This is a genomic window from Nocardia amikacinitolerans NBRC 108937 (assembly GCF_001612615.1).
Lineage (GTDB): Bacteria > Actinomycetota > Actinomycetes > Mycobacteriales > Mycobacteriaceae > Nocardia > Nocardia amikacinitolerans.
The window spans coordinates 144,098-165,230 of record NZ_BDAU01000004.1 but is presented as its reverse complement, the minus strand read 5'-3'; the positions used below and the strand labels follow the sequence as shown (position 1 = coordinate 165,230).

At 65.7% G+C, this 21,133-nt stretch carries 13 protein-coding genes and 2 pseudogenes; 6 read left to right on the top strand and 9 right to left on the bottom strand.

The window, feature by feature from the left end; translation table 11 throughout:
- Positions 1 to 78: 78 nt before the first annotated feature.
- The 7 genes from NAM01S_RS04760 to NAM01S_RS04730 all read right to left on the bottom strand — a co-directional run bounded on the left by NAM01S_RS04760 (position 79) and on the right by NAM01S_RS04730 (position 9,150).
- Positions 79 to 696: a (2Fe-2S)-binding protein gene (locus tag NAM01S_RS04760; protein ID WP_169810806.1), complete on the bottom strand. Its 618-nt coding sequence runs from the start codon at positions 694 to 696 to the stop codon at positions 79 to 81.
- Complete coding sequence (locus NAM01S_RS04755; RefSeq protein ID WP_067779797.1) at positions 693 to 1,124, bottom strand: TIGR02611 family protein; 432 nt, start codon at positions 1,122 to 1,124, stop codon at positions 693 to 695. The genes NAM01S_RS04760 and NAM01S_RS04755 overlap by 4 nt, the downstream gene beginning before the upstream one ends.
- Before the next feature lie 113 nt (positions 1,125 to 1,237).
- Positions 1,238 to 3,481, bottom strand: coding sequence for a solute carrier family 23 protein (locus NAM01S_RS04750; protein WP_067779794.1), 2,244 nt, complete (start codon positions 3,479 to 3,481; stop codon positions 1,238 to 1,240).
- A 294-nt stretch (positions 3,482 to 3,775) separates the two neighbouring features.
- Positions 3,776 to 5,983 carry a SulP family inorganic anion transporter gene (locus NAM01S_RS04745; RefSeq protein ID WP_067779791.1) on the bottom strand — a complete coding sequence of 736 codons (2,208 nt, stop codon included), beginning with the start codon at positions 5,981 to 5,983 and terminating at the stop codon, positions 3,776 to 3,778.
- A gap of 644 nt (positions 5,984 to 6,627) precedes the next feature.
- Positions 6,628 to 7,740, bottom strand: a complete 1,113-nt coding sequence (locus tag NAM01S_RS04740; RefSeq protein ID WP_253798284.1) for an NAD(P)/FAD-dependent oxidoreductase — start codon at positions 7,738 to 7,740, stop codon at positions 6,628 to 6,630.
- Positions 7,741 to 7,754: 14 nt separating this feature from the next.
- A complete protein-coding gene (locus NAM01S_RS04735) occupies positions 7,755 to 7,952 on the bottom strand; it encodes a ferredoxin (RefSeq protein ID WP_067779785.1) in 198 nt (65 codons plus the stop codon).
- Between the two features lie 13 nt (positions 7,953 to 7,965).
- Positions 7,966 to 9,150, bottom strand: a complete 1,185-nt coding sequence (locus NAM01S_RS04730) for a cytochrome P450 (RefSeq protein WP_067779782.1) — start codon at positions 9,148 to 9,150, stop codon at positions 7,966 to 7,968.
- 763 nt (positions 9,151 to 9,913) lie between these two features.
- On the opposite strand from NAM01S_RS04730, the gene NAM01S_RS04725 reads away from it, so the two are divergent.
- Entirely contained in the window at positions 9,914 to 11,020 is a 1,107-nt protein-coding gene (locus NAM01S_RS04725; protein ID WP_067780117.1) for an MlaD family protein, read from the top strand.
- Positions 11,021 to 11,370: 350 nt separating this feature from the next.
- Here the strand turns inward: NAM01S_RS04725 and NAM01S_RS04720 are convergent, their stop codons facing one another.
- Both NAM01S_RS04720 and NAM01S_RS04715 read right to left on the bottom strand, forming a co-directional pair.
- Entirely contained in the window at positions 11,371 to 12,003 is a 633-nt protein-coding gene (locus tag NAM01S_RS04720; protein WP_067779779.1) for an MBL fold metallo-hydrolase, read from the bottom strand.
- Positions 12,000 to 13,085 (bottom strand): S-(hydroxymethyl)mycothiol dehydrogenase, encoded by a 1,086-nt coding sequence (locus NAM01S_RS04715; RefSeq protein ID WP_067779776.1) that lies wholly within the window; start codon positions 13,083 to 13,085, stop codon positions 12,000 to 12,002. The genes NAM01S_RS04720 and NAM01S_RS04715 overlap by 4 nt, the downstream gene beginning before the upstream one ends.
- Positions 13,086 to 13,271: 186 nt before the next feature.
- Between NAM01S_RS04715 and NAM01S_RS04710 the strand changes: the two genes are divergently transcribed.
- From NAM01S_RS04710 to NAM01S_RS04695, 5 genes and pseudogenes are all read left to right on the top strand, one after another.
- Entirely contained in the window at positions 13,272 to 14,594 is a 1,323-nt protein-coding gene (locus NAM01S_RS04710; protein WP_218018336.1) for a LuxR C-terminal-related transcriptional regulator, read from the top strand.
- Positions 14,595 to 14,908: 314 nt separating this feature from the next.
- A complete protein-coding gene (locus NAM01S_RS04705) occupies positions 14,909 to 17,059 on the top strand; it encodes a bifunctional 3-(3-hydroxy-phenyl)propionate/3-hydroxycinnamic acid hydroxylase (protein WP_067779773.1) in 2,151 nt (716 codons plus the stop codon).
- Positions 17,060 to 17,650: 591 nt separating this feature from the next.
- Positions 17,651 to 18,926 (top strand): annotated as a pseudogene (locus tag NAM01S_RS04700) (acyl-CoA dehydrogenase).
- Positions 18,927 to 19,016: 90 nt separating this feature from the next.
- Positions 19,017 to 19,258, top strand: a pseudogene (locus tag NAM01S_RS36345) (thiolase family protein); the annotation flags it as partial.
- 465 nt (positions 19,259 to 19,723) lie between these two features.
- Entirely contained in the window at positions 19,724 to 21,124 is a 1,401-nt protein-coding gene (locus NAM01S_RS04695) for an amidohydrolase family protein (protein ID WP_307188658.1), read from the top strand.
- Positions 21,125 to 21,133: the final 9 nt, after the last annotated feature.

The window sequence follows — 21,133 nt, the reverse complement described above, 5'->3', positions numbered from 1 at the left end:
GTTGTCGGCGTGTCGGCACCCATCTTGCAGGACATCCGGCCGCGCGCAACTCGAATACCGCCGCCGCGAGCGGGCGGATCAGGCCCCCGAGGCGAGCTTCGCCAGCAGCGCCTCGCGGTCGGCGGCGGGGCGCTTGGGGCAGCTCGTGCACATCTCGCAGCCGGGGATCTCGAAGACGAGGCAGCAGGAGATGCGCCGGACGAAGGTGCGGCCGCCGATCTCCACGAAACGCGGCACCGGCAGCTTCCCGCCCACCTGGGCCGCCAGTTCGGCGCCCGCCGCGCCGTTGCCCGCGTCGAGGGCGCGGTTGCCCATCGCGTCGGCGGCGATCGCCCACAGCGATGGCACGCCCGCGCCGGAGACCGCGGCGACGGCCGGGATCACCACGGCGAGGGTTTCCCGCAGCACGGCAGCGGACCGCGCCGCGTCGGGAGCGTCGCAGGCCGCGATGCGGACGCGTTCGACGCCGCCGTCGGGCCGGATCTCGCAGTCGATGCGGTCCAGCGCCGGTTCGGGCGGCAGCTGGCCGGTCGCCGCCGCGCGCGCCAACGGCTCCACGAGCGCGGAGGCGACCATGCACCACCACAGCGTGCCCGCGATGCGGGTCGAGGAGGTGCCCCAGGACCGGCCCATCTCGGTGATCCGTGCCGTCAGCCACTCCGGTCGCGTGAGCGTCGCGCCGGGGACCGTGCTCACCACTTCAGAGGACTGCGCAACCATTCCGATTCGACTCCGATCCAGCCGCCGACCAATGCGTATGTGCCGAGCACCCAGAGCGTCGCGACCACCAGGAACGCGGTGGCGGCCGCCGCGGTCACCCGCATGGCCATGCCACGCGAGGAGTACCAGGCCATGCCCTGCCGGTACCGGTCCCGCAGCCAGGTCAGCGCCCGGCGCGCCCAGACGAATTCGGTCGCGAGAATGCCGAGTCCGGCGAACACGATCGCCCAGCCCGGACCGGGATACGGAATCGCCAGGATGCCGAGGGTCAGCACCAGCAGGCCGATCACCGCGACGCCGATGCGGTAGGCGAGGTTCAGCGTAGGGCGGGTGGCCACGCCGGTGCGGAAGGCGCGCCATCCGGTCGGCTCGTCGGTCGGTCTCTGGTCCAGCTCGGCACTCACACCAGCCAGCGTACGAGAAAGCCGGAGAGCGGAGATCTCGCTCCGACCCCGGCCAACACAGAGAAAACCCGCGGGCACCGGCTCGGCACCCGCGGGTCGTCCCCACTTGTCGATCAGACCAGTTCGGGCACGGGGCGCTCGTCCACGTCGTCGATGTGGGCGAGACCGTCGATCGTCACCTCGACGACCCGCGCGCTACCGATGTCGAAGAACAGGCCCGACACCCGCACGCCCCGCTCGGCCACGGCTCGGCGCACCGCCGGGTGGCGGTGCAGCGTCTCCAGCTGCAGCGCGACGTTCACCATGCTCAGCTGGTCCACCTCGCCGTAGCCCGCGGCGCGGGCGGCCTCGGCGACCGGGTGGCCCGCGCGGAACCGGTCCAGGCTCGGGTGCGCGTGCGCCAGCCACGGCCCGATGCCGGGACCGGCGTCGGCGCCCGAGTACAGCGCCTTCATGGCGCCGCAGGACGAGTGGCCGCAGACGACCACCGAGCGCACGTTCAGCTCCTCGAGCGCGAACACCAGCGCCGCCTCCACCGAGGCGTCACCCGTCTCCGGCACCAGGTTGCCGACGTTGCGGACGGTGAACAGGTCGCCGGGGCCGCTGTTGGTGATCACGTTGGGCACGATGCGCGAGTCCGAGCAGGTCAGGAAGAAGGAGTGCGGGTCCTGCTGGTGCGCGAGCCCGTCCAGGTGCGGCCGCACCACGTGCGCGTGGCTGCGGTGGAAGGCCGCGACGCCCGCCGCGAGCGGATTGGGGTGCTTGTCCTCGTGGCGCCACGGCCCGAGGATCTCGTCCCACACCGCGCGACCGAAACCGCGCGCGGGCGGCCCGGTCAGCGCGTCGGCCATCCGCGCCGTGCCGATCTCCACGAACTCGACGCTGCCGCCGCCGTGTTCCTGCTGGCGCACCCACTCCTCGATGGCCTCGAAGGCGGCGTGGTCGAGGAAGTCGACGGTCATCTCGACCGTCACGTCGGCGCCCGCGGGCACCTTCGCCAGTTCGGCCGACAGCTTCGGCAGCGCGAGGAAGGTGCAGGAACCGTCGATGGTGACCATCCAACGCTGCGACTGCGGGATCGGCTTGGCGGTGATCGCGACCTTGACCACACGCCACAGCAGCAGACCGAAGGCCAGCAGGAGGCCGATCAGCACGCCCTCGAGCAGGTTCAGGAAGACCACGCCGAGGATCGTCGCCGAGTAGACGAGCAGATCGCCGGTGCGCCGGGCCAGCTTGATGTGGGCCAGCTTGACCAGCTGGATGCCGATGACGATCAGCAGACCGGCCAGCGCGGCCTTCGGGATCTGCTGCACGACGGCGGTCAGCGCCACCGAGAACAGCAGGACCCAGACGCCGTGCATGATCGCCGAGGCGCGGCTGCGCGCGCCCGCCTGGACGTTGGTGGCGCTGCGCACGATCACGCCGGTGACCGGCAGGCCGCCGAGCAGACCCGACAGCACGTTGGCCGAACCCTGGCCGATCAGCTCGCGGTCGAAATTGGTGCGGCGGCCGTTGTGCATCTTGTCGACGGCGACGGCCGAGAGCAGGCTCTCCACGCTGGCGATCAGCGCGATGGTGAGCACCATGAGCGCGACGGCCGACCAGCCGCCGTCCGGAATCTCCGGCAGCCCAATGGCGTCGAACAGCGAACCTTCCAGCACGATGCGCTCGACCTCGGTCGGCAGCACCATCGACAGCACCGTGCCGACGAACACCGCGACCAGCGGGCCAGGCACGACCCGGATCTTCTCCGGCGCGTACTTCCAGCCGAGCATCATCGCGATCACCACGGCGCCGACCAGCGCGTCACCACCGTGCAGCGACATCAGCTGGCCGGGCAGTTCGGTGATGTTGTTCCAGGCCGAGCTGTGCGACGACCCGCCGAGCAGCACGTGCACCTGCTGCAACGCGATGGTGACACCGATGCCGGCGAGCATCGCGTGCACCACGACGGGTGCGACGGCCAGCGCGGCTCGCGCGATGCGGCTGAGGCCGAAGATGATCTGCAGGACACCGGCGGCCACCACGATGAAGCCGGTGACCTTCCAGCCGAACTTGTCGATGGATTCCGCGACGACGACGGTCAGGCCCGCGGCCGGGCCGCTCACCTGCAGAACCGAGCCGCCGAGGGTGCCCGCGACGATGCCGCCGATCACGGCGGCGATGAGGCCGGCGAGGACGGGCGCGCCGGAGGCGAGGGCGATGCCGAGCGAAAGCGGCAGCGCGACAAGAAAGACCACGATCGATGCGGGCAGATCGTGGCGCAAGACGGATGTCAGACGATCGGACAGATTGCCAGGGCCTCGGCCCGGCACAGGTGGGGACAGCGGTGGAGCCAGATCGCTCTCGACAGCCATGACTTCTCCTTCGCCGACTCGACGCCGCGGCGTCGAGGTCGGTTGACGATCAACATGTCCAGCAGGGCAATGGACCGCGAACCGGCATCTCGCGGTGAAGCAGTTCCCGACACGGCGCTGGGCCGAGATGTAAACCCGTTCAAGGGTATTGGTAAAGACTTAGCAAAGCCTGAGAACTGCGGTAGAAGTGTCGATTCCCATATCGAGGTTTCGATGTGAAATCGTTCACACCGTGGTCGAAATACGCCGTCCGGCAACCCCTTCCGTTCGCGACCGCATACCTGCACGGCGAGCTCAGACCGGCTCGGCCGTGACATTGCTGTCCACATCGTCGAACTCCGCGATCCCGTCCACCCGCACCTCGATGACCCGCGCGGTCGCGATGTCGAAGAACAGGCCAGACACCGCAACCCCGCGTTCCTCGATCCCGCGGCGCACGGCGGGATAGGCGTACAGCGTCTCCAGCTGCACCGCCACGTTGACCATGCCCAGCTGGTCCACCTCGCCGAACCCGGCGCGCGCCGCGGCCTCGGCGACCGGATGCCCCAGCCGGAACCGCTCCAGCGCGGGCCTGGCGTGGGCCAGCCAGTCCCCCAGTCCAGGACCGGCCTGCACCTCCCGGTACAGCGCCTCCATCGCGCCGCATCCGGAATGCCCGCACACCACCACCGCGCGCACGTCCAGCTGTTCCAGCGCGTAGACCAGCGCGGCCTCGACCGAGACGTCGCTGCCGCCGACCGGCACCAGGTTGCCGACGTTGCGGACGGTGAACAGGTCGCCGGGACCGCTGTTGGTGATGACGTTGGGCACGATCCTGGCGTCCGCGCAGGTCAGGAAGAACGAGTCCGCGTCGTGGTGGTTGCGCAGACCGTCCAGGTGCGGGCGCATGAGGTGGGCGTGGCCGCGGTGATACGCGGCGATGCCCGCGGCGATCCGGTCCACCCGGTTGCCGGTGCGCCGCCACGGGCCGATCACCTCGTCGAGCACCTTGCGCGAATGTCCGCGCTCGGGCGGGCCGTGCACGACGGCCGCCATGCGCGCGGCGCCGATCTCGGCGAAATCGACTGGGGCGCCCGAGTCTTCGCGCTGTTGTGCCCAGTCGGTGATCAGTTCGTAGGAGGCGTGGTCGAGGAAGTCGACCGTCATCTCCACCGTCACCGGGACGCCGGGCGGCACCTTGGCCAGTTCCGCGGTGAGCTTCGGCAGCGCGAGGAAGGTGCAGGTGCCGTCGATGGTCACCACCCAGCGCCGCTCGCCCGCCACCGGCTCGGCAAGGATCGTCACCCGGACCACCCGCCACAGCAACAGCGCCACCGACAGTGCGAGCCCGATCGCCATGCCCTGCAACAGATTCAGGAAGACGACGCCGAGCACGGTCGCGAGATAGACGGCGAGGTCGCCGTTGCGCCTGGCGAGCCGGATGTGCGCCAGCTTGATCAGCTGCACGCCGATCAGGATGAGCAGCCCGGCCAGCGCGGCCTTCGGTATCTGCTGGACGAGACCGGCCAGCGCCACGGCGAAGACCAGCACCCAAAGTCCGTGCAGGACAGTGGCGGCCCTGGTCTGCGCGCCCGCGTTGGCGTTGGTGATGCTGCGCACGATCACCCCCGCGACGGGCAGTCCGCCGAGCATGCCGGAGGTCATGTTGGCCGCGCCTTGGCCGATCAGCTCGCGATCGAGGTTGGTTCGGTGGCCGGGCCGCGCCTTGTCGACGGCCACCGCCGAAAGCAGCGTCTCCACGCTGGCGATGAGCGCGATGGTGATCATCGCGACGCCCAAAGCGAACCAGCCGCCCGCGGGGATCACGGGCAGGCCGATGGCGTCGAACAGCGAGCCGCTCAACACGATTCGATCCACGTCACCCGGAAGGAACAGCGACAGCAATGTCGCCACCACCACCGCCACCAATGGACCAGGCACCGTGCGCAGCTGGCGCGGCAGGAAGCGCCAAGCGATCAGGATCGCGATGACCACAAGGCCGACGCAGAAGTCCGCGTGATGCAACGACACGAGCTGCTGCGGTAGCTGGATCAGGCTCTGGAACGGTGAACTCAACGACGCGCCACCGAGCAGCACGTGCACCTGTTGCAGCGCGATGATCACGCCGATGCCCGCCAGCATCCCGTGCACCACCACCGGCGCGATGGCCAGCGCGCCCCGCGCGATTCGACTGAGCCCGAACAGGATCTGCAACACGCCGGCCCCGATGGTGATGAAACACGTTGCTGCCCAGCCAAAATGGTGCACGCTCTCGGCCACCACCACGGTCAGGCTCGCCGTCGGCCCGCTGACCTGGACGGCCGAGCCGCCGAGCAGTCCGGCCACCACTCCACCGACGACCGCGGCGATCAGGCCCGCCGCGACGGGCGCGCCGGAGGCGACCGCGATACCTAGCGAAAGGGGTAGGGCGACAAGGAAAACCACGACGGAGGCCGGGACATCGTGATGCAGGATCCTGGCGAGCTGCGACGTCCGTGGTGCGGGATCGGTGTCGGTCGACATAGTTCTCCTTCGCCGTCTCGGCGGCAGCCGATTCGGTTCATCGGGGCAACATGCACTGGCATCGAAAGCGCGAAAGCTTGGTGGAGCGATTGTTGTTCCAGCGGTGGTGCGTACGTTCCAGACACTTCGGTGAAGCGGTGACCCCCTGGCGCACAGGTCGGCCTAATAGTAAAGACTTCGCAAAGCGCGTGGAAAGCCCTATGGTGCGCACGGGAGCAACTGCTACCAAAATGTGATGCAAGTCACAGATGAGGCAGGTTCACGGTCGAGCGGCGAGAGGGCCGCCGAAGACTGCTTCGAATACGGAACGAGGCCGGGCACTTCCGTGCACCGACCTCGATATCTCTGAGTGGTCCCAGCGGGGATCGAACCAGCGATGCCCAGATTCTTCCTAGCGCTTCGATCTGGACCGAAGTAGCCTCTACCAGGGATTTCACTCCCCGATCCGAGCTGCAAACGACAGCACCGGTGTGCAGGAATGGGCTGTGAAGTTGCACGTTCATTGCACGTCAGACCCGACGAGGGCCGTATGTCATCGACAAGCAAGGAGCCCGAGTCGCGGCCCGCGCGCCGCTCCTTCGGTCGGATCTGGAAGCTTCCTTCCAGGACGCTGGCAAGCGGCCTACGTTGGACCCGATCTGCAATCAGCTCGGCGCAATGGCCAGTGCGCGCAGCCGGGCAATGGGTTTGCGGATTCCGTAGGCGACGACAGTCGCCCGCCCCGCACCATGGTGCCAGGTGAGCAGGGCAGATCCGTCGGCAAGACTGCCCTCGACTCGGGTCGGCGGGCCGATCAGTGGCAGAGCCCCGACTACCTTGATCGAGATGCCGAGGATTTCGGTCCAGAAATAGTCGTCACTCGCAGCTCCGACAGGCTGCAGCCCCAGCGCCGAAGCCGCAGCCACCTTGGCTTGAGCGACGGCGTTCGACCAGAACGGCGCACGCCTGTTCCCCGCGCGCAGATAGGCGACGTCCCCAGCGGCATAGACACCAGGGGCGGTGGTCGCACATGCCTCGTCGATGCCAACGCCGTTGCGGTCGGCCAGCCCGGTGCCCGCCAGCCAAGATGTGTTCGGTATTTCTCCGGCGCAGGTGACCACTAGATCAGCTGTCAGTTCGACACCGTCGACAAGGGCCACACCGCTTACCGGATCGCCGACGAGGGTGACGAATTCTGTTGCTTGCACGATTCGAACGCCCTGTTGTTCGGCGCGTGCGCTGATCATTGCGCTCAGGTACGAACCGAGGATGGTCTGCAGGGGCGGATCGACGTCTACCACGGTGACGGGAATGCCACGTGCGACGCAGGCACTGACGACTTCCATCCCGAGAAAACCCGCGCCGACCACGATCACCGAGGTGGCAGTGTCGAGGCGCGAGCGCAGTGTGCGCGCATCATCGAGCGTCCGTAGCACAAGTTCGCCGCGTTGCCCGGCTGCGGCGATGCGGCGGGCTTCGGCACCGCTTGCGATGATCAACGCATCATAGGAGAGCGTGTGACCATCAGCGGTCACGACGGCGCGCCGGTCGAAATCGGCGGCCACCGCCCGGGAACACACACTGGTGACGTCGAGGTCATCGAGCCGATAGCCCAGTGTGGCGTCGGCGGTCGAATCCTTCAGCACTGCCTTGGACAGTGGTGGCCGCGAATAGGAGCCGCATGGGTCTGCGCCGATGATGGTGATCGCTCCTCGATGACCGAGCGCCCGCAGTTCGCGGGCCGCGGTCACACCGGCGATGGATTCACCGACGACCACGGCGCGACGCTCACTCACGACGATTCCCGCAATGCCGCGACCGGGCAGGAAACGATGGCCGCACGGGCGGCGGCGACCTCGTCGCCGGGAACTTCCTCACCGTCGAAGTGGTAGATCAGTTCGGCGTCGTCGTCGAGGCTGAACACATTCGGTGCTTGGTCGGCACACAGCCCGTGTCCCTCGCAGCGGTCGTAGTCGATGGTGATCTTCATCGGAGTCGTCCTTTCAGGCTGGAACAAGGTGTAGGGGCAACCGCGCGTAGCGGTGGATGATGTTGTTCATCGCCCATTCGGGCTCGCCGGCCACCTCGATGCGGTCGACACGGTCGACCAGCGCACGCAGAATCGCTTGGGTCTCCAAGCGGGCGAGGCCTTGGCCGGCGCAGCCATGGGTGCCGTGGCCGAAGCCGAGTTGGCGGGCGGCGTCGCGGCGAATATCGAAGGTATCCGGGGACTCCCATTCGAGTGGGTCACGATTGGCCGAACCGTAGATGACCACGACCCTCGCCCCTTTCTCGATCGGTGTTCCGGCAATCTCGACATCGCGAACGGCTTTGCGCGAGAACGCTCGGATCGGCGATTCGTATCGGACGACCTCGTTCACCGTGTTCGGGATCAGGGACGGGTCCGATTTCAGCAGCCGCCATTGCTCGGGATGGGTGGCCAGCAGGTGCAATGCGCTGGCGATCGCGCTGATCGTGGTGTCCAGTGACGGCGCCAAGTAGTCGATCAGCATGGCCGGGCAGTCGGAACGCGGGATCGTGCCCTCCTCGGCGGCCCGTAGCACGTCTTGACCCGCGCCGCCGGGCAGGATGGCGCGATCGCGGGCGATCCGCCGGGCGAATTGCATCATCTCGATGCCCGAGGGCGTGGATCGTAGTGTTTGCCGGTTGATGGGTCCGAGCGCATCGAAGGTTGCCCCTGCCCAGCGCAGGAGGTTTTCACGGCCTTCGTGCGGCCATCCGATCAGGTCGGGCACGACCGACATCGGGAGCGCGGTGGCCAGTTCGACGCCATCGATGCGGCCCTCAGCGGTTGCGGCCACGACGACTGCGTCCGCCTGCTTGTCGATAGACTCACGCATCTTGCGCAACGCCCGCGGACTCAGGTGTGGGGACAGCAGCGCGCGACGGCGGGCGTGGTCGTCACCATCGCTGTTCAAGGTGGTGCCGCGCGAGAGCCGGTTGGTGAGCGGGTTCAGGCCGACGCCGGCGCCGGAGACGAACGTCGCATCGTCGAGCAGCACCTGCTTGCATTCGGCATACCGCGGCAGCGCATACGCCTTCTGGCGGGCGAGCCATACCACCGGGCCGAGCTCCCGCAGCCGCGCATAGTGCGGATAGGTGTCGCGCACCGCCTGGGGCGAGTACAGGTCTGGTTCATAGGTCGGTACATCAGCGTGTTTACGCATCGGAACTCCTGGAGAGATTGGGGCGGCAACCCGAGACGGGAACGGGAATCCGAACACGCACGGTGTGTGCGAACGGCCTGAGACCGAGGTCCGATTCTTCGGGTCGGCCATCGAAAAAGCGGGGCCCTCGAACCAGGAGCGTCGCGAGACCGAAGGCGGTGGCGGATGTGCCGGCACCGACAAGATCGGGTTCAGCGAATCCCGACCAGCTGAGGTCGTACACCTCAGCATGGTGATCGTGCGGGTCGGCCATCTACTACTCCTTCAGATACTGACTATATCGTCACTTACGAAGAAGTCATCAGTCAAGCCTTGCTGAGCGTTTCCTCACAACTGACTACGAGGTGGCTGCGGTGGCCCTATCCTGCGCAACCCCCGCGACAACGCCGAGGACCCCGGGCGCACGAGCCCACCGCCGGGTAGCTCGACACAACCGCGCCCACACTCCCCGATACCCGAGGCCAGCGAACGGCGCCCGGCCGGCGGCAACCGCCTTGCGGACCGCACGCGGGGTATGCGGATCCGTCTATCACTTGTGACGCATTCCTCAATAGTTATCGATCTGTTATTGACTGAACTATCTGTCATGCCTGACGATTTCTTCATTCGAATGAAGGGAGTGGCTGATGAGCCGCCACCACGACCCCCTCGCCAGCGTGCACGGTCGGTCGACGGGTCGATATACCACTCATGGACTCGGGCCGCTTTCCGTGGATCGGACCTGGTATAACCGCATCAACCGAAACCTCCAGGGCCACCCGTGCTGAGGCCTGGTTCAGGGAGCAAGGTCGGCGCAATCAAGGCACTCGCCATCACCGCGGCGGCGGTCACGGCGGGCAGCTGCGCGCTGCTGTCGGATTCGGCTTCCGATGCGTTGGACCATACGACGCACATCACCGCCGATTTCGACAACATCGCGGGCATCTACGAGGGCAATCCGATCACGGTGCTCGGGCTCGACGTCGGCAAGGTCGACAAGATCGTGCCCAAGGGGACCCTCATCGAGGTGCACATGTCCATCGACAAGGACGTGAAGATCCCGAAGGACGCGATCGCCGCGATCGTCTCGCCGTCCATCGTGACCGACCGGCACATCGAGCTGACGCCGGTCTACACCAGCGGCGCGACCTTGTCCGACGGCGCGCACCTGCCCAAGGCCCGCACCAGGACGCCGGTCGAACTGGACACGATGATCAAGACCATCGACCAGTTCGCCGCCGCGCTGAAGCCGGAGCCGGGCCAGGAGGGCGTCGGCCCGCTGTCGGGACGGATGCTCTACCCGATGCTCAACGGCAACGGCGAGAAGATCCGCGACACCCTCAACGCGCTGTCCAGCGCGCTGAAGGTCGGCGTGGACAACAAGGACGCGGTCTCCAGCATCATCATCAAGCTGAACGACCTCACCGCCATGCTGGCCGAGAACGACCAGTCGGTGCGCGACTTCAGCAACCGGATGACCCTGGTGACCGGCCTGCTCGCCGATCAGTCGCCCGGTCTGCAGGCCACGCTCGATCAGCTGCTCGCCTTCCTGCAGAACACGAGCACCACGCTCACGCAATACCAGGATCAGCTGTCGGGCTCCCTGACCGGCCTGACCAACGTGACCCAGCAACTGCGCGACAACGCCTACGGCCTCACCGAAGTCGCCGACCTGACACCGCTGGTGTTTCAGAACATCAACAATGTCATTGACCGCGATAAGCGCTACGTCCGCGCCCATTTCATGATCCCCACCGCCCTGAATGGTGAGGTTGTCAGCCTGTTCTGCGAACGCATCCAGATGAAGGCCGACGGTTGCCGTACCGGAAACATGCAGGACTTCGGACCCGACTACGGGCTCACCGCCGCACTACTCGGACTGACCAAGTGAACACTCGCAGACGTGGTATCGAATGCGGCATTCGCCCACCTGGTCTACCGATTCTTGCGAACGGGACTGCCCCGATTTCGGTTGACTCGCGGCAGTGTCTGATCTCCGGCTCTGTCTCCTTTTCGGCTCTGTCCCGCATTCGGTGGTAGCGATCGCTGCCTCAGCCAGTTGCACGGTCGCTACGACCGTCCCGTTCTCGATAGCGGCGGTGACGCTGTGCACGTCGGCGATGCCATCCAGCGCCGCGAGCAGTTCACGGCGGGTGGCGTCGGCGCGCAGACCGAGCTGATCGTCCGCGCATGAACCTTGACGCTGACTCGTCGATGTCGGGCTCGGGCGCGTTGCGCATCTCAGAAGCCTCGCTCGATCCACTCGGACAAGTGCGGTGCTTCGGTGGCGATGGTGGTGCCCTCACCGTGCCCGGTGTAGACCCGGGTGTCCTCCGGGAGCGCGAACAACCGGTCGCGGATGGAGCCGATGATGGTCGGGAAATCGGAGAACGACCGCCCGGTCGCGCCAGGGCCACCGGAGAACAGGGTGTCCCCAGAAAACAAGGCCTTTGCCTCCGGCAAGTACAGGCAGATCGAGCCCGGCGAGTGGCCTGGGGTGTGGATGACGTCGAGGACCGTTCCGGCCAGTGCGATGCGCATGCCATCCGCAGCATGCCAGTACGACTCCTCTGGATGTGTCATTTCCCATAGCTCACGATCCCCGGGGTGCAGGACAACGGGTGTGTAGAGCGTTCTGCCGAGTTCGGGCGCGAAGGTGACGTGGTCGTTGTGCCCGTGGGTGCAGACCACCGCCACGACATTGCGACCGGCGACGGCCTCGATGATGGGTTTGGAGTCGTGGGCGGCGTCGATGATGAGGACCTCGTCGTCGTCGCCAACGACCCAGACGTTGTTGTCGACCTCCCAGACGCCGTCGTCGAGTTCGAAAACCCCCGAGGTGACGACCTGGTCGATGCGCAGTTCGCCACTCACAGCACAACCACCGAGCGCAGCACGTTGCCCTCGTGCATGGTGTGGAAGGCGTCCTCGACCTCGTCGATCTTGATGCGCTCGGTGACGAATTTCTCCAGCGGCAGACGCCCTTGACGATAAAGGTCCACCAAGACCGGGAAGTCGCGGTCAGGCAGACAGTCGCCGTACCAGGACGATTTCAAAGCCCCGCCGTGGGAGAAGAAGTCCAGCAGCGGCATCTCCAACCGCATTTCCGGCGTGGGCACGCCGACCAGCACTACGGTGCCCGCCAGATCGCGGGCGTAGAACGCCTGCTTCCAGGTCTCGGGACGCCCGACAGCGTCGATGACGACGTCGGCGCCGAATCCGCCGGTGAGGTCCTGCACCGCGGTGACGACATCGGTGTCGGTGGCGTTGACCGTGTGGGTCGCCCCGAGGTCGGTCGCCCAGGCCAGCTTCTTCTCGTCCCGGTCCACCGCGATGATCTTCGACGCGCCCGCCAGCCGCGCGCCCATGATCGCGGCGTCACCGACGCCACCGCAACCGATCACGGCCACCGAGTCCCCTCGTCCGACAGCACCGGTGTTCACCGCGGCGCCCAGACCGGCCATGACGCCGCACCCCAGCAGCCCGACAACGGCGGGGTCCGAGGCGGGATCGACCGTTGTGCATTGACCCGCGTGCACCAGTGTCTTCTCGGCGAATGCGCCGATTCCCAGCGCGGGAGTCAATTCGGTGCCGTCCAGCAGGGTCATCTTCTGGCTGGCGTTGAACGTGCTGAAGCAGTACTGCGGTCGGCCACGTTTACAGGCCCGGCACTGGCCGCACACAGCGCGCCAGTTCAAGATGACGAAGTCGCCGACCTCCACCGAGTCGACATCCTCACCGACACTCTCGACGACGCCTGCGGCTTCGTGACCGAGCAGGAAGGGGAACTGGTCGTTGATGCCGCCCGCGCGATAGGTCAGGTCGGTGTGACAGACCCCGCACGCAGCCACCGCGACGACGACCTCGCCTGGACCCGGATCGGGGATAACGATGTCGGTGAGTTCGACGGGAGCCCCTTTCGAGCGGGCGACCACACCGCGTACCTGCTGTGGCATGTTGCTTCGATTCCTTCGTCTCGAGCTGAAGTGGCATGCACTTTTCGGCATGTCTCCCAGGACGCTAGCTCGATCCGATGACTCCGGTGACCTAGTCGAAAGGCTAGAAAAACCTCTCCGCAATGGCAGGCAGAATGTCCTGGGGTTGGCGTCCGACGAGTTGCTCACCTGCGTAAACTGATGCGGATGTCCGAGATGACCGACGCGTCCGCCGATGAGAGAGCTGCGGAACTGGGTGCCCTTCGTGATGTCATCGCGGGACCGCTCTACGAGATCGCGCGTCGACTGTCTCGCTTTCTCAGCCCCCGGTGGCCACACACAGCTCTGGTGATCTTCACACATGAATGCACCGGCCGTCCCCGCAAAGTCGCCGGGCCCGCTTCCATAGTCGACAAGATCACTATCAACGAACTCGAGAACCTCAAATCCAGGGTCGAGCCCGGAGCATCGCTGAGTGCCACAGCTTCGATCGGCGGTGCCCAACGTTGGGTGTGGACGCTCCACGACATTCCCGGCACGCTGCTGGTTCTCATTCTCCGGACGCAGGGTCAGCAAGTAGCTCAGTCTGGCGCCCTGGCCGCGATATTCGGCATCGTCGCCACGTCCATCAGGCAACAAGTCGCTCAAGCAAGCCCGGACTATCTGGCAGAATCCCGGGCTGCTTCGAGTGAAAGAGCGCGGACGATCGCGGAACTGGCGGCATCACACGAGGCGGCACTGGTAAGCATCCTGCGCACCCTTCGCTCCGCGGGCCTCGACGACAGCACCGCCCGTGCCGCCGCCGCCGACTCCGCCTCGGACGCCCTGATGGCGCTGCGGTCGGCACAGAACTCCGACCGCGAATTGTCCGAGGAAGCCCCGCGCACCGCCTTCGCACGGTTACGCAAAGAATTGCGGCAACTTCTCCGCCATCACCATGCGCATGTCGACTTCGTCCCTCCGCCCGTTGACGGCAAGAGTTTGCCGGGCGAAGTCGCATACGCGGCGCGCGCGATGACACGCGCCACCGTCCTGTCCTTCACGGCGCAATCCACCCTTGCGCGTCTGCGCATCGCTTGGGCATTCGACAGCGCGAAACTCACAATCGATGTGCGTGATCAGGAGTCCGGCGAGCTCGACGTGTCGATCCTGCGGAGCCAACTCCAGGGCCGTGTCCAGACGCTTGGAGGTGACCTTTGCATCGAGACCGTGCCGCACTGGGGGAGCCGGGTAACTATCGAACTTCCACTCGAACCCCTGGCAGCCCGTCCCGACGAAGACCGGTTCGCGACACTCAACAGGAGAGAACGGGAGGTACTGGCGTCGATCTGTGCCGGCAAGCGGAACAAGGCGATCGCCGTCGACCTCGGTATCGCCGAGAGCACCGTCAAATTCCACGTCGCAGGCATCCTCAAAAAGCTCGAAGTCACCTCTCGCGGAGAAGCAGCAGCGATCGGCCTGCGCGCCGCCACTGGCGCCGCAACTGCAGTTGACACGCCCTCCCAACGCCCGCTGCCGGGCTCGCGGTGATGCTGATCCGGTGACCGGGCGAATCATCGAACACGAGGGCCGTCTACTCGGCGTGGATATCGAACAAGTGCTGCAACAACTCGAACGTTCGGCACCCGGCTCATCAGTCGCTCCCGGGCTACCGACATCCCCTTCACGGGTTGTCGACAGCAATGGCGTCTTGTATCGGCAACGGCGTTGCCGATGCGTCGAGCCTTGCCATAGTATCGGACACGATGTTGCCTTAATATCCTTCCGAATAACCACCGATGGCGCTCGACCAAGTCCGATCGACGTGTCTGCTGCGGTGACAATGCCTGAGGAGTACGTACTGCATGTCCGACCGATTCGACGTTGCTGTGATCGGACTGGGCCCGGTCGGTGAGCTGGCGGCTCTTCTGCTTGCACGTACGGGACTGACGGTGTTGGCACTCGAGCGCGAAGCCGACGTGTATCCCAATCCGCGCGTCGGCGTCCTCGACGGAGAAGCATTGCGCACGCTGCAAAAGGCTGGGGTGTATGAGCGCGCCGTTCCCGACATGCTCCTTGGGGCAGGCGCCCAATGGGTGTCGGCTCGTGGCAAGGTTGTCGCGACGACGTTACCGACGGAGAAACTTCAGGGACATCCCTGGCTGTCGGCGATCTACCAGCCGTTGCTGGACAAGCATCTTCGGGCAGCGCTTGCGGAGTACCCGGACGTCGATATCCGACTCGGTCACACGCTCACCGGGCTGAACCAGGACAGCGAAGGCGTCGACCTGGAGTTTCGTGATGTCAACGGAGAAACCGGCCGCGCTCGTGCAAGTTTCGTCGTTGGCTGCGACGGCGCCAATAGCGCCACCCGCGAAGCGATCGGCGTCCAACTCGTCGGATCCGAATACACCGACACGTGGCTGATCATCGACGCTAAACTCCCGGAGCCGATCGCACATCACCCGTATTTCAAGATGACGCTCGACCCGGCGGCGCCGAGCCTCACGGGCCGCCTCGCTGCTGGCGGGCACCGCTGGGAACGCAAGGTAATGCCCTGGGAGAACAAAGAAGAACTTCTCACACCCCAGGCCGCGCGAGAGGTGATCGGTGCGGAAACGAACCCCGACACCGCAGAGATCCTGCGCCATCTCGTCTACGACTTCCGAGCCAAAAGCGCTGAGCACTGGCGGGTCGGACGGGTGTTGCTGTGCGGAGACGCCGCCCATCTGATGCCGCCGATGATCGGCCAGGGCTTGAACTCGGGAATCCGGGATGTCACGAACCTGACCTGGAAGATCGCGGCCGTGGTGAAAGCGGGTGCGCCTCTGGACATCCTCGACTCCTATGAGGCCGAGCGCCGCCCGCACGCCGACACGATAACCGCGATGTCGGTTCGCATGGGCCGTCTGGTCACGATGCAATCGCGCCCGGCGGCGGCGATTCGCGACGCGGTGGCCGGAATGCTCCTGCGCGTTCCGGCACTTCGAGAACGCGCTCGCCAAGGCCGCTGGCGCCCATCGGCCCGGTACCGACGCGGCCTGGTGCTGGCACGACCATCGCTGCGCTCGCCGGTGGGCCGCCTGTTCCCCCAGCCCATGGTGCGGACGTTCAGCGGCGCGGAGCATCGACTCGAGGACATCTCGGGCTCCGGCTGGCGGATTGTCGGCTGGGAGGCCGATCCACGTGAAGCGCTCTCGCCACAGGGCCGTCGCATCGCCGAGGACGTTCTGAGCGCGACCTACGTAACGCTGACCGCGCCGGGAGGCCGTCCCGTCCATCGGGGCGCGCCGACCGAGATCCTCGAAGACCTCCATGAGCTGGCCCGTCCATTCTTCAAACGGCAGCCTTTCGTCATACTCCGTCCCGACCACTACGTCTGTGCGAACCCCGCGGCGACCGCACTCGACGACACCCTGGCGAAGTTGGCGCAGCGGGTATCGAATGCATCGGCATCGGGTCCTGGGCGGGCAGACGCCGAGGCTGTCGAGCGAACCGGTGTCTGGGAACTCGATTCCGAAACCGCGAACTTCGGGTTCGTCGCCCGCGGGCTCTGGGGACTACTCCCGGTATCGGGCCGCTTCAGCCGAGCCCGCGGCTCGATCACCTGGGAAGAGGATGGAACGGGCACTGTGCGGCTGGAACTCCAGGCCGCGAGCATCGCGACCGGTCTCGCAATGCGAGACCGGCATCTGTGCGCACCGGAGTTCCTGGATGTGCAGACCCACCCACTGATTTCGTTCCATGGCAACGCCGTCAGTCGCGGCTCCGCGCTACTCGGTGTGGTCGGCAAGCTGACCGTTCGCGACACCACGACCGAGTTGCACCTGGATGTCGAGCTCGAACTGGACGGCCCCGGAATCGTCGCCACAACGACCGCGCGGATCGACTTGGCCCCTTATGGCTTCGCGCCTCCGCTCGCAATGGTCCGCCCCAAGGTCAACCTCGAAATCCGGGGCCGACTCATCCCCGTCCACTCGGAAACCGAGAGTATTGACGTGCGTTCCCCCGCCTGACGTCGACCGGGTAGCCGTCGTGACCGACTTCGGTCGACGCCCGCTCCGGACGTCGAGGCCGAACGGCTCCGATGGTTCTACACCCCGACCAACGGTGGACTCGCCCTTCGTGACCAGGCCGCACGCCGGCAGAGCTCGGCAATGCGACAGACACCGGTGGCCGAGCATCGCCGACGCTTGCATCGAACAACGAGCAAAGCTGCCGAGGACGGCGTCACGCTGGCCCTACCCGCATCCGGGCACCGAGTCGATCGGTTCAGCGGCTGAGTCCAGCGACATCGATTGAGGTCGTCTGCACCTATGGCGGCGTGGTCATATATGTGACTAGTCGCGGACGCGACTAGTCGATAGCTCAGGTGGTTCGCGGATCAGGACACCATCGGCGACTTGGCCGACCTCGGGCCGTCGCAGATCATGCATGCCTGTGGCGAAGAACGAGCGCTGAAGATTGCTGGTGAGCGACCGGTCTGGAATGTGGGCGCTTGCTACTGCACCCGCATAATCGCTACGATTCATAGTAACTTTGTTGATTAATAATATATGCACCTTGGTCTGCTGATCCAGCGCGGTGCTGCGTCATGAAAGGTCTTCATGGGTCACTACAAGAGCAATGTCCGCGACCTGCTGTTCAACCTGTTCGAGGTGATCGACCTCGACGCGATCCTGCGATCCGGAAACTTCGGGGAGCTGGACTCCGCCACCGTCCGCTCGATGCTGTCGGAAGCTGCGCGGCAGGCCGAAGGTCCGGTGGCCGCCTCGTTCATCGATGCCGACCGGAATCCGCCGGTCTTCGATCCGGCAACACATTCGGTCACTCTGCCGGACAGCTTCAAGAAGTCGTTGTGGACATGGCAGGACTCGGAGTGGTTTTTGCTCGGCATGTCCGAGGAACTGGGAGGCACTGCCGCCCCGTGGGTGGTGACATGGGCGATCAACCGGAGCCGAGTCCGACGATCTGGCGGAGAACATATTCCACCTTGTTCTCGCACGTCCCGAGGGTGCCGGGCCCGGCACCAAGGGGTTGAGCCTATTCTTCGTGCCGAAGTTCCATTTCGATCCGCACACCGGGGAACTCGGCGAGCGAAACGGAGTGTTCGTCACCAATGTCGAGCACAAGATGGGTTTGAAGGTGTCGGCAACCTGCGAACTCACCTTCGGCGGCCACGGGATTCCCGCCAAAGGCTGGTTGGTCGGCGACGTACACAACGGCATTGCCCAGATGTTCAAAGTGATCGAGAACGCGCGGATGCAAGTGGGCACGAAGGCGATCTCCACTCTGTCCACCGGCTACCTCAACGCACTCGAGTATGCGAAGACCCGGGTGCAAGGCCCTGACCTGACGCAAATGGCCGACAAGACCGCCCCGCGCGTGGCAATCGTTCGCCATCCCGATGTTCGTCGCAGCCTGATGATGCAGAAGGCCTACCAAGGCGCCGCTCTGGCGCACCTGCAGGACCAGATCTCGGAATTCCTCCAACGGGACAACGGTGACCCGCGCTCGAGCGAATCGCGCGTCGCTTTGGCCACGGCACTCGGCGACGTACGAGCAATGACCGAATGCCTCATCGGCTACCTCATGGCGGCCCAGGAACAGCCGCGCGAGCTGTACAAGATCGGGCTCGGCTCGGTGCGATTCTTGTTGGCATTCGGCGATCTGATGATCGGGTGGCGATTGCTCGAACAAGCCGAGATTGCACTCGCCGCGCTCGCCTGCGAACCATCCCAGGAGGATCGAGCCTTCTACGAAGGCAAGGTGGCTGTAGCTGACTTCTTCAGCAGGACCGTGCTGCCGGATCTGTCCTCCGCAAGGCGAGTGGTGACATCTGTGACAGGGACAGTCATGGATTTGCCTGACGGTGCTTTCTGAGTCCACGAACACCCGGCCCCTCGCGGGCTCCTGACAGTTTCACACTCACATCCAAGGGGCAAGCTCTTCGCTCCAGTCGGGAGGACACTCGTGGCTCCGACAACCACAACTCAACGCAGTGTCGTCTTTGTCGACGGCGTGCGTACTCCGTTCGGGAAGGCGAGCCCGACCGGCATCTAAGCCGGACCCGTGCTGATGACCTCGTCGTCAAGACCATTCGAGAGCTGCTGCGCCGCAACCCCGGACTCGACCCCGCTCGCATCGACGAGGTCGCCATCGCGGCGACCACGCAGACCGGTGACCAGGGCCTGACCTCGGCGGTGGCTTCGGGTTCTGGAACGGTGAAATCACCCCATACCTGGACCGCACCGGCACCGCCGAGGCGGTCAACGGCGCCCGTCTTCTCGCGGCGGGCGTGGCCAGCGTCAGCCGGTAGTTCGCCGATGAATCGTGCTGCACGGGGCCGGCATGCCGTCAGCAAGTCGATCAACTCCTTGGAGCTGATGAGCATGCCGATCCCGTCCGCGACCTGATCACCCTTCCGTAATGCGGTGGTTCGAAGCCCCGGACGCCTACACACAAACGCATTTCCGCACACGTCTTCACAGCCGCCCTATCGCCCGAATCAAGCGCAACCATCGGGTTCCCATGGGATTCCATGGCACCTGGGCGGACGCCGCGGACCTCGACGCCGCTCTGGGTGCCGTCCGAGCCGAGCGACGGCGACCTCGGACGTTGACACAGCCCGCTATAACGGCAACACTGTATCCATTACGTTGAACGCCGTCGCGCCCCAGATGAGCGCGCTGGACTGTGCTCAATCGGAGGCAAGCATGAATTCCAACGGTCGCCTGCTACTGAGTGGCGGGATCGTGCTCACGATGGACGACGACCTGGGCGATTTCGAGCGGGGGGACGTACTCATCGAGGACGGCACGATCGTCCAGGTCGGCCGGGAAATCCCCGCCGATGCGCAGGTCGTCGACTGTGCCGGCAAGATCGTTCTCCCCGGCTTCGTGAACTCACATCACCACATGTTTCAGACCGCGTTGCGCTCCTACTGGTCCGACGCCCTCGATCTGGATTACTTCATGCAGTCGCGGGCGGGGGCCGACGCCCTGTTTCATCAGTACACGCCCGATGACGTCTACTGGGGACAGCTCGGCGGGGCACTCGAGAACCTGGCGGCGGGCACCACGACGGTGGTCGACACGTCGCAGTGCTCCTACACCCCGGCACATACCGACGCGGCACTCGACGGCATCCGACGTTCCGGAATCCGTTGCGTCTTCAGCTTTTCGCCGTCGCTGGGCGATCACGAGCCGGACCCCTCGTATGCCCATCCGCACGACATCCGTCGCCTACTCGAAGACGCCGGAGCCGTGGGCGACGAGACGCTGGTCCGGCTGGCCCTGGGCTACCACGTCGATGAGGATCTGTTCGAGCTCGCCCGCGACCTGGAACTGCCGATGTTCGCGCACGTCAACGACACCAGCTGGGGGCGCGTGCTCGAACAGTTCGAAACGGAGGGGCTGCTCGGGCCCTGGATCACCTACATCCACTGCCTCGGCATCGAAGACGCCGCGTGGCGAGTCATCGAGCGGACCGGCGGCAAGGTGTCGGTGTCTGCCAGCGCGGAGCAGACGCTCGCCATGGGGCAGCCTGCCTTGCAGTCCGCTCTCGACCATGGGATTCCCACGAGTTTCGGCACCGACACGGTCGGCATCGCACCCGTCGACTTCTTCTCCCAGATGCGCGCGGCCTACTCCTGGCAGCGCAGTCGAATCGAAGCTGCCCGGCAGACCAATTCACCTGAAGTGCAACCGATTACGGTTCGAGACATACTCAGGATGGCAACACTCGGCGGCGCACAGGGCGCGCATCTCGATCACCTCGTCGGTTCTCTGACACCAGGCAAACGGGCGGATGTCATCGCGCTCAACGCCCGCACGCTCAATGCGGGACCGGTGAATCACGCGGCGGGCGCGGTCGTCCAGCACATGGACACCAGCAACGTCGACACCGTCATCGTGGACGGACGCATCGTCAAGCGCGACGGCCGGCTGCTCGGCGTGGACGTCGAATCCGTACTGCAGCACCTCGAACGTTCGGCAGCCGGTCTCGTCAGTCGTTCCCGAGCCGGCGACATCCTTTTCACAGGCTGCCGCGCCTTGCCATCGGATTCGATATCGCTGTGACCGCCCGGT